The organism is Burkholderia thailandensis E264, assembly GCF_000012365.1.
Taxonomy (GTDB): domain Bacteria; phylum Pseudomonadota; class Gammaproteobacteria; order Burkholderiales; family Burkholderiaceae; genus Burkholderia; species Burkholderia thailandensis.
Genome location: NC_007651.1, coordinates 2,030,715 through 2,043,365, shown reverse-complemented (window position 1 = coordinate 2,043,365; position 12,651 = coordinate 2,030,715). Strand labels below are relative to the sequence as shown.

Annotated in this window: 9 protein-coding genes; 4 read left to right on the top strand and 5 right to left on the bottom strand. The window is 69.2% G+C overall.

Going from position 1 to position 12,651, the window contains the following annotated elements; translation table 11 throughout:
• Positions 1-301: 301 nt before the first annotated feature.
• The 5 genes from BTH_RS21490 to BTH_RS21465 form a co-directional block, all read right to left on the bottom strand.
• Positions 302-1,081 carry a 4'-phosphopantetheinyl transferase family protein gene (locus tag BTH_RS21490; RefSeq protein WP_009890111.1) on the bottom strand — a complete coding sequence of 260 codons (780 nt, stop codon included), beginning with the start codon at positions 1,079-1,081 and terminating at the stop codon, positions 302-304.
• Positions 1,082-1,170: 89 nt separating this feature from the next.
• Positions 1,171-2,178 carry an alpha/beta hydrolase family protein gene (locus tag BTH_RS21485; RefSeq protein ID WP_009890110.1) on the bottom strand — a complete coding sequence of 336 codons (1,008 nt, stop codon included), beginning with the start codon at positions 2,176-2,178 and terminating at the stop codon, positions 1,171-1,173.
• Between the two features lie 500 nt (positions 2,179-2,678).
• A complete protein-coding gene (locus tag BTH_RS21480) occupies positions 2,679-3,392 on the bottom strand; it encodes an autoinducer binding domain-containing protein (protein WP_009890108.1) in 714 nt (237 codons plus the stop codon).
• Positions 3,393-4,175: 783 nt separating this feature from the next.
• On the bottom strand, positions 4,176-4,778 hold the full coding sequence (gene cysC, locus BTH_RS21470) for an adenylyl-sulfate kinase (RefSeq protein ID WP_009890107.1): 603 nt from the start codon (positions 4,776-4,778) through the stop codon (positions 4,176-4,178).
• 132 nt (positions 4,779-4,910) lie between these two features.
• Positions 4,911-6,371, bottom strand: a complete 1,461-nt coding sequence (locus BTH_RS21465; RefSeq protein ID WP_009890106.1) for a cryptochrome/photolyase family protein — start codon at positions 6,369-6,371, stop codon at positions 4,911-4,913.
• Positions 6,372-6,798: 427 nt separating this feature from the next.
• Here BTH_RS21465 and BTH_RS21460 point away from each other — a divergent pair, with 427 nt between their 5' ends.
• The 4 genes from BTH_RS21460 (at position 6,799) to BTH_RS21445 (ending at position 12,576) form a co-directional block, all read left to right on the top strand.
• Positions 6,799-7,965, top strand: coding sequence for an alkane 1-monooxygenase (locus tag BTH_RS21460; protein ID WP_009890105.1), 1,167 nt, complete (start codon positions 6,799-6,801; stop codon positions 7,963-7,965).
• A 748-nt stretch (positions 7,966-8,713) separates the two neighbouring features.
• Positions 8,714-11,002 carry a nitric-oxide reductase large subunit gene (locus BTH_RS21455; RefSeq protein ID WP_009890104.1) on the top strand — a complete coding sequence of 763 codons (2,289 nt, stop codon included), beginning with the start codon at positions 8,714-8,716 and terminating at the stop codon, positions 11,000-11,002.
• A 79-nt stretch (positions 11,003-11,081) separates the two neighbouring features.
• On the top strand, positions 11,082-11,420 hold the full coding sequence (locus tag BTH_RS21450; protein WP_009890103.1) for a metal-sulfur cluster assembly factor: 339 nt from the start codon (positions 11,082-11,084) through the stop codon (positions 11,418-11,420).
• 22 nt (positions 11,421-11,442) lie between these two features.
• Positions 11,443-12,576 (top strand): hypothetical protein, encoded by a 1,134-nt coding sequence (locus BTH_RS21445; protein WP_009890102.1) that lies wholly within the window; start codon positions 11,443-11,445, stop codon positions 12,574-12,576.
• The last annotated feature ends 75 nt before the right edge of the window (positions 12,577-12,651 follow it).

The following is a 12,651-nucleotide window of genomic DNA, read 5'->3' as shown; positions in this document are numbered from 1 at the left end:
GGCGCGACGCTCGACGGCATGGATGCCGCATCGCGGCGGAGAGCGGCGCGAACGATGGGTGGCGCGCGTAGCCGGCGCGCTCGTCGGCGCAACCGACACCGTGACGGCCTCAGGCGTGGCGATCGCGAGGCAAAGCCGCGAAGAATCCGTCGGCCGCCGCATGGCGGCATCGGAGCAACGAAACGGCGAGCGTCGATCCCGATCTCGCGCCGCGCGCCACACGGTTGCGCGTCATCCGGCAGACGAAGCGTCTCGCGCGGATCGAAAACGCGCCCATGCGCCGCCGCACGACGAACCGCGGCTAGAACGCCCCCGCCTCCGCGCGCCGCCATGCCACGCAGGCCGCATAGCCTGAGGGCGCGTCGAGCCACACGGCGTCGAACGCCGCCACGCCGCTCGCGGCCGACTTCGGCTCGACGATCTCGACGACGGGCTCACGGCCCGCGCCCGACGGCGCGCCGCCCGCCAGCACCGAAAACGCGGTCAGACCGCCGCCGATCCCCGTGCCGAGCGCCTTCAGCAGCGCCTCCTTCGCCGCCCATACGCGATAGCACGCCGATTCGCGCTCGTCGGCGGACAGCGCGCCGATCGCCGCCGCTTCCGCGGGCGCGAACACCGCGCGACCGAGCGAGCGCCAGTCGACGCCCGCCCGCCGCGCCTCGATGTCGACGCCGACACGCGCGGCACGGCTCCACGCGATCAGCGCGTGCGCGCCCGAATGCGACACGTTGAAGTCGAGCGTCTCATGCTCGGGCGCGAGCCGCGGGCGCCCGGACGCGTCGGTCACGATCCGCAACTCGGCGGGCGGCACACCGAGCACCGCGCCGATCACGCCACGCACGACGGCGCGCGTCGCGGCGCTGCGCAGCGCGTCCTCCGCACGCATGAAGCGGCGAGCGCGCGCGCGCTCGGCGTCGCTCAGCCACGTCAGCGCGCGCGTGCGGTGCGCCGCGTCGAAATCGAAATCGAGCCGCACGAGCCGCACGCCGGCGCGTTGCGCCGCTGCGGGCGGCGGCAATTCGACGGCGCGATAGGCGTCGTCGGTCAGGAGCGGCAAGGCGGCGTCGGTCGGCTGGCGCATCGGCGGCGGGGCATGTGGTGCAGGCGGTGGACTTCGCTCGATGGTAACGGATCTTCGCGCCCCTGCCGGCCGCGGCCGTCCCGCGCCGCTCAGCCGGCGACCGTCCGGCCCGCCTCGTCGCGCGCCGCGAGCCCGCGCTCGGGCGCGCACGACTGCCGATAGACGTCGCCCGGCGTCTGCGGCGCGAGCGCGCCCGTCTTCAGCCAGCCTAGCGCGATCGGCCAGAGCGTCGGTTCGAAGCGGCTGTGGAAGAACGCGAAATGCCCGATCGACGCCGCGCCGATCTGCTCGGGCGCGATCCGCAGATGCGTGACCGCGCTGCGCGTGTAATAGCCGAGCAAGCGCTCGACCGCCTCGACGCTGCCGAACTCGTCGTCCGACAGGCCGATCGCGAGCATCGGCGCGGTGAGGCGCGTAAAGCGCTCGACGAGATCGCGCCGCGCATCGGGCGTCTCGTCGAGCGGCGCGCGCAAGTACGCATCCTCGAAGCGCGGCCGGCTGCGGCTCCACGACAGCGCGACGCCGCGCGGCGTGTCCTCCATCCAGCCGAGCCGCTTGGCCGGAACGTAGCCGAACACGCGCGCGAGAATCGGCATCGCGAAATGCCATTTGATCAGCATCCGCAGCCGATGCGGGCCCGCGTAATCGCGCCAGTACGCGTATTGCGAGCCAACCGTGAGCGCGCGCCGCACGACCGGATTCGACGCCGCGAGCCCGAGCGCGACGCCGCCGACGCTGTGCGCGACGACGTCGACGGGCTGGCCCGCGAACGTGCGCGACGCATATTGCAGCACCGCATCGCAATCGAGGCGGCCCCAGTCGAGCCAGCTCGCGTGAAAGCCGGCGAGCGACGCGGGCCGCGATTCGCCGATGCCGCGATAGTCGTAGACGAGCACGTCGCTGCCGTGGCGGAACAGATAGGCGGCGAAGCGGAAGTAATAGCGGCAGCGCACGGACGTCGCGCAATTGATGACCGTCACCGGCCGGCCCGCCGCCGGACTGCGATGCCGCCACGCGAAGCCGCGCACGGGGAAGCCGTCGGCGGCCGGCGCGACGAAAGGCTCGGGCGCAATGGCGTCGGGCTGCGGGTCCGGCATATCGTCTCCTTCATGGTTGTGTCGGGTTGGCACGCCGCGCGGCCGCCCTCTCGCATCGGCCGGCCGCGTATCCGCGTATGCGCGAATGCGCGTCCGACGGCGCGTTCGCCGGAGGCGGGCGAAATCGATGCGGCGACGTCGCGCACGCGCGGCGCGCCTCGATGCGGCCGCACGCCGCCGTCTGATCGGGTTCTGGCAGGTCTTTGCCCCGCGTGCCGCCGCCCGGCCATCGCGCGGCCGCGCCCGCCGAATCGAACGACACGGCCGGCGGCGTCCGCGCGGCCGCGCGGCCGAGTGGCCGAGTGGCCGAGTGGCGACGCGACGCGACGCGACGCGACGCGACGCGACGCGACGCGACGCGACGCGACGCGACGCGACGCGACGCGACAACGATACGTTACTCGATTTGCGCAAAGCCGGCAGCGAGCCACGCCAAGCCGGAAAACGGCGGCGCGGGCCGCGCGCTCACGCCGCCCGGCCCGCGCCGCGCGCGGCCCGGTTTAACTCAACAACCCGAGCATCGCCGCGCGCACGACGGCTGCGGTCTTGTTCGCGGTCCTGAGCTTCAGGATCGCGTTCTTCACGTGGAAGTTCACCGTATCGACGGAAATCGCGAGAATCTTCGAGATCTCGCCCGACGTCTTGCCGTCCGCCGCCCATTTGAGCACCTCGACCTCGCGCTCGGTCAGCCCGCGCTCCGGGTCCGCCATCAGCTTCGGCAACATCATGCGGCCGAGCGCGGCGTGCGCGGTGCGCACGAGCCAGCGCATCCGGTACTCCTTCGCATCGAGCTCCGCGTGCGTCACGGGCTCGCGCGAGCGGACGAGCGCGAGCATGCCCATGCCGCCGTACGCGTCGAAGCTCGACTGCGCCCAGCCGAACCGCAGCCCGAACGACTGCGCCTCGACCCACATCTGATGCGAGGATGCAAACAGTGTCTCGTTCAGGACGACAGGCTGCTGCGACCGGCGGCCGTGCGCGAGGATCGGATCGACGTCCAGAAAACCCGCCTCGACGTAGCGCCGCTTCCATTGCTCGGGAAAGTTGCTGCGCGTCTCGATGCGCGGCCTGGACAGCGGCCAGGGCACGCGCAGCCCGTACGCGCAGTATTCGAAATCGAGGGCCGTCGCCGCGGTTTCGATGCTCCGAAACGCCTCATCCTCGGATCGTGCGCTGTCGAGCCCCGCCAGCAGATCCTCCGCCCAATTCCCCATCGCCGCCCTCATCGGTTCTCCATGCTCGGACAAGCCGAAGTTTCTCGCGTAGCGGTACGATGCGCCGCGCCCGACGCGGCAATGCGAGGCAAGATCAACCGGCCCGAATGATCAGCATGTATTTATGATTGATTGTGCTTATGCGGTTTGCGTTTTCGTGTAATGCGATTCGAATTACACATGCGCGACGACCTTCGGGCAAATGAGATTTTTTCATTCCTCAAAACGGCCCCATACGCCGCTCGAATAGCCGAAGAGATCGCTCAATGCTTGCTCGGATTATTCACGCGCGGCGCCCGCGCATCTCAAAAAAACGTTGCGCAAGCGCCGGCGAAATGGGTGGGAACGCGGGTAAAAAGCGAGTGAAGGGCATTGGGCGCGTCAATGCCCGCGGCGCGCGACATCGCGCTTTTTAACCGACGAGTGAATCCGTGCATTGCGCGCTCATCGCGATGCGCGCGCACGCGGAACACGACACGCGCATTGCATCGCAATATGCGCGCGGCGCATTCGTCGGTTGAATGACGCGCCGCAGGCGCGCCGACAGGCGGCGAACGCCCGCCGGCGGACGACGGTCCGCGCGCGACGTCGCCACTTCACGCGGCGGGCGTCGCGCCGCGCCTGCGAACGCGCGAGATGCGCAGCGGCGCGACCCGCTTTCCCGCGGGACGCGATCAAACGCAGACGAACAGGCAAGCGAGCGCGGCGGCAAGCGCCGGGCGGACGTCGCGCGATCCGCCGCGCGGCGGCGAGCGGGCCCGCGCGCCGGGATTCGAACCTCGGTCAGCCGCGCGCCGTGGCGGGTGCCGACGCGGCAGCGGCGAACTGCCCCGGCAACGCGCTCGCCCGCGCGAGTTGCGCCATGACTTCGGCGAGCGAAAACGCGACGCTGCAGTTCGTCGTGTCGATCGAGATGTCGGGCGCGACGGGCGGCTCGTACGCGCCCGACACGCCCGTGAACTGCATCAGCCGCCCCTGTTCGGCACGCGCGTACATGCCCTTCGGGTCGCGCGAGCGGCACACTTCGAGCGGCGTCGCGACGTAGGTCTCGAAAAACCCCTTCCCGACGATCGAGCGCGCGAGATCGCGATGCGCCTGCAGCGGCGAGATCGTCGCGACGATCACGACATAGCCTTCGAGCTGGAACAGCCTCGCCACATGCGCGAAGCGGCGGATGTTCTCCATCCGGTCGCCATCGGAAAAGCCGAGATCGGCGCAAAGGCCGGTGCGCAGCGTATCGCCGTCGAGCACGATCGCCTTCGCGCCGCCCTCGAGCAGCCGGCTGAGCAACGCGTTCGCCGTCGTCGTCTTGCCGGCCCCTGGCAGCCCCGTCATCCATACGACCGGAGCGACCGCCTCCGGCGGAAAACCGCCTGTCATTTCCATACGCTAACCCCTGCCAAACATCCTCCTGACACGAGGTGAGAGTTTAACCACTGGAAGCGATAAAAAAATGCGGTCTTCCAGGACTATGTCAGCCCAATCAATTACAAAAGATTCAATCCTCCAGCGTCAGATTCATCCTGCTGTCGCGAATGCGTCGAGTGCGCGCCGGCGCGCGGCGTCGTGCGCGACGACCGGCACCGGGTAGGTGTCGCCGAGCCGCACGCCCGCCGCGGCAAGCTGCGCGGGCGGCGCGGCCCACGGCTCGTGGATCGCGGCCGGCGGCAAGCCGGCCAGCTCGGGCACCCAGCGCCGCACGTAGGCACCGTCCGGATCGAACTTCTTGCCCTGCGCGACCGGATTGAAAATCCGGAAGTACGGCGCGGCGTCCGCGCCGCAGCCCGCGACCCACTGCCAGTTCGCCGCGTTCGACGCGGCGTCAGCGTCGACGAGCGTGTCCCAGAACCACGCCTCGCCCTCCCGCCAGTCGATCAGCAGATGCTTGACGAGGAATGACGCGCATACCATCCGCGCGCGATTGTGCATCCAGCCCGTCGCCCAGAGCTCGCGCATGCCGGCATCGACGAACGGGTAGCCCGTCGCGCCGCGCCGCCACGCGGCGAGCCCGGCGGGATCGTCGCGCCAGGGCATTCCGTCGAGCGTATGGCGCAGATTGCGGCGCGGCAGATCCGGGAAGCGGTACAGCTGAGCCCAGCAAAACTCCCGCCAGCCGAGCTCGCTCAGAAACTTGTCGAGATCCGCTTGCGTCGCCGCGCGGTGCGCGTGCGCGTCGACGGCCGCCTGCCAGATCTGCCGCACCGACAGGTTGCCGAAGCGCACGTAAGGCGACAGGCGGCTCGTCGACGCGATGCCCGGCCGGTCGCGCTCGGTCGCGTAGCCGCCGAGCCGGCTGTCGACGAACGCGCGCAGCAGGCTGTGCGCGGCATCCTCGCCGAAGCGCCACGCATCGCGCAAGCCGCCCGCCCAGTCCGGGCGCGTCGGCTCGAGCCCGAGCGCGTCGAGCTCGACTCGCCGTCGAGCGAGCGCCTCGGGCAGCGCGCCGCCGTTCAGGCGCCGCGGCGCGGCGAGCGGCGGCGGCGGCGCGCCGCGGCGCAGCGCCGCACGCCAGTACGCCCCGAACACCTGATACGGACGACCGTCCCCGTTGACGATATCGTCCGGCTCGAACAGCAGGCTCGCGTTGAACGTCTCGACCGCGACGCGCCGCGCGTCGAGCGCGGTCTGCACCGCATTGTCGAGCGCGCGCTGAGCGAACGCATAGCGACGGTTCCAGTAGACGGCGCCCGCGCCGAGCGCCGCGACGAACGAAACGAACGTGTCGGCCTCGTCGCCGCGCAACAGCACGAGCCGGCCGCCCAGCCCGGCGAGCGCCGCATCGAGCGCGCGCAGCGATCCGTGCAGCCACCAGCGCGCCGCGCCGCCCAACGCTCGCCCGCCGGCGCGCTCGTCGAACACATAGACGCCGATCACAGGGCGCCCGGACTCGGCGGCGCGCGCGAGCGCGGGATGATCGGATACGCGCAGATCATCGCGAAACCAAACGACGGCGGGTGCGGTCGAGTCGAATGAAGACAATGGATGGGCTCCGATGAAAGACAACCGTAACAGGGCCGACGCGCACCGGCTGCATCGAAGGCAGCGCCGGGCGGCATCGGCCGGCCGAATACGCTGGCGAGCGAACGCACGCGATACCGCGCTTTCATGCGTCGTGCGTCGCCCTCGAATATACGGAAATACCCTCGCTGTTACACGTCATTCGTTCGGCAATCATGGAATACACGGATGTTTGAATCGTCGCCCGATACAAGCGGCACCACGGCGCCTGCCGGCCACGCCGATGTTTGGAGGTCGCGCCCTAATCCGAATGTTTGGCTGAACGATAATTGAGCACGTATAAATCAGCGCAACGGGCATGAACCCGTCGGCGCGAACGGCGATCGATCGCTCGCGCACGCCACTCGCCGGAACACGAGGAGATCGGTACACAACTTGGAGGGAGACAATGGCAATCCAGCAACCGGCGTCGGACGACTGGGCCGACACGAAACGCTATTGGTGGCTGCTCGGCGCGCTGACGATCACGCTGCCGCTTCTCGCCGCGCTCCTTGCGCTGTCGACCGGCTGGCACATCTTCTGGTGGTTCGGGCCGCTCTTCGCGTTCGGCGTCATTCCGGTGCTCGACCTGCTGATCGGCGTGGACAGCGAGAATCCGCCCGAATCGATCGTGCCGCGGCTCGAAAGCGACCGCTACTATCGTTACGTCGTCTATCTCGCGACCTTCGTCGTCTACGTCGCGTTCGCGGGCGCGATATGGATCGTCGGCACGAAGCCGCTCGTGTGGTACGACTATCTCGGCTTCGCGCTCTCGCTCGGCGCGGCAACCGGCATCTCGATCAACACCGCGCACGAGCTCGGCCACAAGACGAGCCGCCTCGAGCGCTGGCTCGCGAAGATCACGCTCGCGCCCGTCGCGTACGGCCACTTCTTCGTCGAGCACAATCGCGGACACCACGTGCGCGTCGCGACGCCGAACGATCCCGCGAGCGCGCGCTACGGCGAATCGTTCTGGGCGTTCCTGCCGCGCACCGTGACGGGCAGCGTCGCATCCGCGTGGCGGCTCGAAAGGGAGCGCCTCGCGCGAAGCGGCCGCTCGGTCTGGTCGTGGCGCAACGAGGTGCTGCAGGCATGGGCGATGACGGTCGCGCTCTGGAGCGCCGCGATCGCGTTCGGCGGCGCGAAGGTCGTGCCGTTCCTGCTGATCCAGGCGGCCTACGGCGCATCGCTGCTCGAGGTCGTGAACTATGTCGAGCATTACGGACTGGGCCGCAGGCAGTTGCCGACCGGACGCTACGAGCGCTGCACGCCGCAGCATTCGTGGAACAGCAACCACGTCGTGACGAATCTGTTCCTCTATCAACTGCAACGTCACGCCGACCATCATGCGAATCCGACGCGCTCATATCAGGCGCTGCGGCACTTCGACGATTCGCCGCAACTGCCCGCCGGCTACGCGGCGATGATCCTGCTCGCGTACGTTCCGCCGCTGTGGTTCAGGGTGATGAACCCGCGGGTCGTCGCGCACTATGGCGCGGACATGGCGCAATCGAACATCAAGCCGTCGATCCGGCAGAAGGTGCTGGCGGATCTCGCCATCGCGAACGCGTCGTGAATCGGCCACGCTTCGCTTCTGGCCGCCCGACGTTCGGCGGCCAGAAGCGCGGTGCGCGCTGCGGCAAGCCGACGTGCGCGGCAGCCGCGCTTCTGGCCGCCGGTTCGGAAGGGGTTTCGAGTGGCATGCGGCGCGCGGTCGCCGCTCTTGTCGCTCGCGTTTCGTTGCGTGGCCCGCATTGCTTCGCGGCTTCCTGCTCTCTCGCCTTCGTGCCGTCACGTTCTCACGCCTGCACGATTGATATGGATCGTCGCGCGATCCCGCGCATCTGGCGCGGCCCGCTTGCTTGCCCATTGACGTGCCCATTGACCGGCCTCTTTGCCGGCCCCTTTGCCGCCCCCTTTCCCGCTCCGATCGCGCTGACCACCCGCGTCGACCTCGGCTGAATCGCCGTCGTTCGCTCACGCAGCGCCACCGTCTCGGCACGACGCGGCCCTCGCGCCGCACGCGCGCCCGGCCCCGCCGACACCTCGCGCCGCGACATCGCGCCCGCCCGCGACCAATTGACACGCCGCCTTTCCCGCCAAGCCCGGCGGCCCAATATCGGCGCGCCTTCGCGGCCCGCGCGCGGCGCCGCGCCACGGCATCGCGCCGCCCTGTCGCGGCATCGAGCCTTTACAACCGCATGGGCGTCTCATACCATCCGCTTAAACATACATTCTTTGTACATGTTTAATCGACGGCCCGTTGCGCCGCCGTCGCATTGAACGTTTTTCTCCACATCCACCCTCTTGAAAGGAGAGAGGTCATGCGCTCCACACGTCGTTTATGGACATGGCTCGGGCTTGTCTGCCTCGCGTCATTCGCCGTCCTGCTATGGCTCGGCAGAGACATCTATCTCGCCGCGCCGCCGATACCGAACACGGTCGTCAGTGAAAATGGGCGCGTCATTTTCACTGGCGAACAGATCAAGCGCGGTCAGCAGGTGTGGCTCGCGTCGGGCGGCCAGCAGCTCGGCACCGTCTGGGGGCACGGCAGCTACGTCGCGCCGGACTGGTCGGCGGACTGGCTGCATCGCGAAGCGCTCGAACTGCGCGACGCGTGGGCGCGCCAGCAATTCGGCGCGCCGTACGACAAGCTGTCCGTCGATCAGCAAGGCATGCTCGATGCGCGCCTGAAGCATGAAATGCGCACGAACCGCTACGATGCGGCGAACGATCGCCTCACGCTGTCGGATGCGCGCGCAGCGGCGGCGCTGCGGGTGGCCGAGCACTACGAAGCGTTGTTCGGCGCCGATCCTGCGCTCGACACGCTGCGCGACCAGTACGCGATGACGGCGGGCTCGGTGCCGGGCGCGGCCGACCGTACCGCGCTCGCGTCGTTCTTCTTCTGGTCCGCATGGTCGGCGACGACCGACCGCCCCGGCGAAACGGACATCACGTACACGAACAACTGGCCGCACGAGCCGCTCGTCGGCAACACGCCGACCGCCGCGAACGGCATGTGGTCGATCGCGAGCGTGATCATCCTGCTCGGCGCGATCGCCGCGATGATCTGGTATCACACCGCGCACAGTGAACATGAGTCGCCGCTCGCCGTCCCGACGAACGATCCGCTCTTCAACGTGAAGCCGACACCGTCGATGCGCGCGACGAAGAAGTACTTCTATGTCGTGATCGGCCTGCTGCTCACGCAGGTCTTCATGGGCGCGATCACCGCGCACTATGCGGTCGAAGGCCATAGCTTCTTCGGCATTCCGCTCGCGGACGTGATGCCGTGGGTCGTGAGCCGCACGATCCACACGCAATTCGGCGTCCTCTGGATCGCGACCGCGTGGCTCGCGACGGGCCTGTACATCTCGCCGCTCCTGTCCGGCCGCGAGCCGAAGCTGCAGAAGCTCGGCGTCGACGTGCTGTTCTGGGCGCTGATCTTCATCGTCGTCGGCTCGACCGCCACCGGCTGGCTCGGCTCGCTCAAGCATCTCGGCACGAACTTCTCGTTCTGGATCGGCAATCAGGGCCTGGCCTATACGAGCATGGGCCGCGTCTGGCAGATCCTGCTCTTCGTCGGCCTGCTGTTCTGGCTGTTCCTGATGGGCCGCGCGCTGATGCCCGCGCTGAAGAACAAGGCAACCGAAGGCCGCGGCCTGATCGCAATGGTGTTCCTGTCCGCCGCGTGCATCGGGCTCTTCTATGCGTCGTCGCTCGCGTGGGGGCAAAACACCCACTACTCGATGATCGAGTACTGGAGATGGTGGCTCGTGCACCTGTGGGTCGAAGGCTTCTTCGAAGTGTTCGCAACCGCGGTGATCGCCCTCATCTTCGCGCGCCTCGGCCTCATCCGCTTCGAAAGCGCGAACCGCGCGATCGTGATGGAAACGATCGTGTTCCTGTTCGGCGGCATTCTCGGCACGCTGCACCATCTGTACTTCACCGGCGCGACGACGTCGATCATCGCGGTGGGCGCCGTGTTCTCCGCGTGCGAAGTGGTGCCGCTCGCGCTCGTCGGCCTCGAAGGCTGGCAGACGTATCGCAAGTCGCAGGCCGCGCCGTGGGTTCAGTCGTACAAGTGGGCGATTCTCTGCTTCGTCGCGGTCGGCGTGTGGAACACCGTCGGCGCGGGCCTGCTCGGCTTCTCGATCAACCCGCCGATCTCGCTCTACTACGTGCAGGGCCTGAACATGACGCCCGCGCACGGCCACGCCGCGCTGTTCGGCGTGTACGGGATGCTCGGCATCGGCCTGATGCTGTTCTGCCTGCGCGGCATGTCCGCTCGCAGCGTGTGGAGCGACGGCCTGCTCAAGCCCGCGTTCTGGCTGCTGAACGTCGGCCTCTTCATGATGGTGTTCCTGTCGATCCTGCCGTCAGGCATCTATGAAGCGTACGCGAGCGTGACGAAGGGCCTCTGGTACGCGCGCTCGCCGGAAGTCGTGCATGCGCCGATCATGAACGCGCTCGTGTGGCTGCGCGTGCCGGGCGACGTCGTGTTCGCGTTCGGCGTGCTGTATCTCGGCTGGTTCGCGCTTCGCCTGCTGCGCCGGCCCGTGCCGCCGCAGCCCGACGAGCGCGCCGTCGGCCAGGCCGCGCAGCGCATGTAAGCTGCACTCTCGCGCAGCCGGCGGGCCGTGCATGTCGCGCGGCCCGCCGGCCCCTCCCCTTCCTCCGTTCGGAGCAATCATGTCGAATTCCTCAGCGATCCGTTGCGAAACGCCCGACGAACTCGCACTGCGCGAAGCGCTCAAGGAAGTCATCGATCCGGAGATCGGCGTCAACATCGTCGACCTCGGTCTCGTCTACCGGATCGAACGCACCGAAGAGCGCATCGTCGTGACGATGACGATGACGTCGCCCGCCTGTCCAATGGCGGGCGTCGTGATCGACGACGTGCAGGCGACGCTCGGCGGGTTCACCTCCGATGCGTTGCCCGTCGACGTCGATCTCGTCTGGGAGCCGCCGTGGGCGCCGAAGATGATGAGCGACGCCGCGCGCGAGCAGATGGGCTGGCCGATCGCCTGACGCGCTTCACGCCCTCGAGATCATGCGCGCCGCCATGCAACCGACCGCTTCGCTCGCCCGCGCGATCGTGCGCGTCGCGGCGGGCGGCGTCATCGTCGCGCTGCTCGCGTGCGGCATCGCGACGGGCCTGGCGCGGCTCGGCGCGCCCGCGCCCGCACATGCCGTATCGAGGCTCGCGTGGCACGGCGTGCTGATGATCCCGGTGTTCTTCGGCGCGGTGATCGGCGTCGAGCGCGCAGTCGCGCTCGGCGCGCGCTGGGCGTATCTCGTGCCCGCGATGGCCGTCGCGGCCGGCGTCGCATTGCTGGCAGGCGCGCCGCCGATGCTCGCCGCCGCGCTGCTGGCCGGCGCGGCGAGCGTCGCGCTCGCCGTCAACGCCGCGGTGCTGCGGCGGCAAACCGCGCTGTTCCTGTGGGTGCTCGCCGCGAGCGTCGGGTGCTGGTGGGCGGGCAATGTCGTCTGGCTGCTGACGGGCGATCCGTTCGCGGCCGTTGCGTGGTGGCTCGCGTTCCTGATCCTGACGATCGCCGCCGAGCGGCTCGAGCTCACGCGCGTGCGCCCGCTGCCGCGCGGCGCGAGCGCCTGCTTCTGCGGCATCGCCGCGTTGCTGCCCGTCGCCGCCGCGCTCGCGCCCTGGCAGCCGCTGCCCGCGTTGCGGCTGTTCGGCGCGGGCGAGCTGCTGCTCGCGTGGTGGCTGATCCGCCATGACATCGCGCGCCACACGGTGCGCCAGCGCGGCCTCACGCGCTTCATCGCCGTCTGCCTGCTGTCCGGCTACGGCTGGCTCGCGGTCAGCGGCGCGCTCGGTCTGAACGGCGCGCTCGCGCCGGGCCATCCGGCGCACGACGCCGCGCTGCACGCGCTCACGCTCGGCTTCGTGTTCTCGATGATCCTGGGGCACATGCCGATCATCGTGCCGGCCGTCGCGCGGCTGCGCGTCGCGTATCGGCCGTTCTTCTATGCGCCGCTCGCGCTCCTGCACGCGGCCGTCGCGCTGCGCGTCGCGGGCGGTCTGCTCGATGCGTTCGCGCTGCGGCGCGCGGGCGGCGAACTCGCCGCGCTCGCGATCGCGAGCTTCGCCGCGACGCTCGCGATCGGCGTCGCGCTCGCGCGCCGTTCGGCGTCGCAACGCGGCGCTGGCAAGCGCGCCGTTTAGTTCACCGCATCCGCCACGTCAACGCGCGGACGCGCGTGCCTTGCGCGCGGACAACAACGCAGCCGCGCAATCTTG

What these genes read in the sequence shown, in the direction of transcription:
- BTH_RS21490 (WP_009890111.1), bottom strand. Translation starts at nt 1,081, where the DNA reads ATGCGCCAGCCGACCGACGCCGCCTTGCCGCTCCTGACCGACGACGCC.
- BTH_RS21485 (WP_009890110.1), bottom strand. Translation starts at nt 2,178, where the DNA reads ATGCCGGACCCGCAGCCCGACGCCATTGCGCCCGAGCCTTTCGTCGCG.
- BTH_RS21480 (WP_009890108.1), bottom strand. Translation starts at nt 3,392, where the DNA reads ATGGGGAATTGGGCGGAGGATCTGCTGGCGGGGCTCGACAGCGCACGA.
- cysC (WP_009890107.1), bottom strand. Translation starts at nt 4,778, where the DNA reads ATGGAAATGACAGGCGGTTTTCCGCCGGAGGCGGTCGCTCCGGTCGTA.
- BTH_RS21460 (WP_009890105.1), top strand. Translation starts at nt 6,799, where the DNA reads ATGGCAATCCAGCAACCGGCGTCGGACGACTGGGCCGACACGAAACGC.
- BTH_RS21455 (WP_009890104.1), top strand. Translation starts at nt 8,714, where the DNA reads ATGCGCTCCACACGTCGTTTATGGACATGGCTCGGGCTTGTCTGCCTC.
- BTH_RS21450 (WP_009890103.1), top strand. Translation starts at nt 11,082, where the DNA reads ATGTCGAATTCCTCAGCGATCCGTTGCGAAACGCCCGACGAACTCGCA.
- BTH_RS21445 (WP_009890102.1), top strand. Translation starts at nt 11,443, where the DNA reads ATGCGCGCCGCCATGCAACCGACCGCTTCGCTCGCCCGCGCGATCGTG.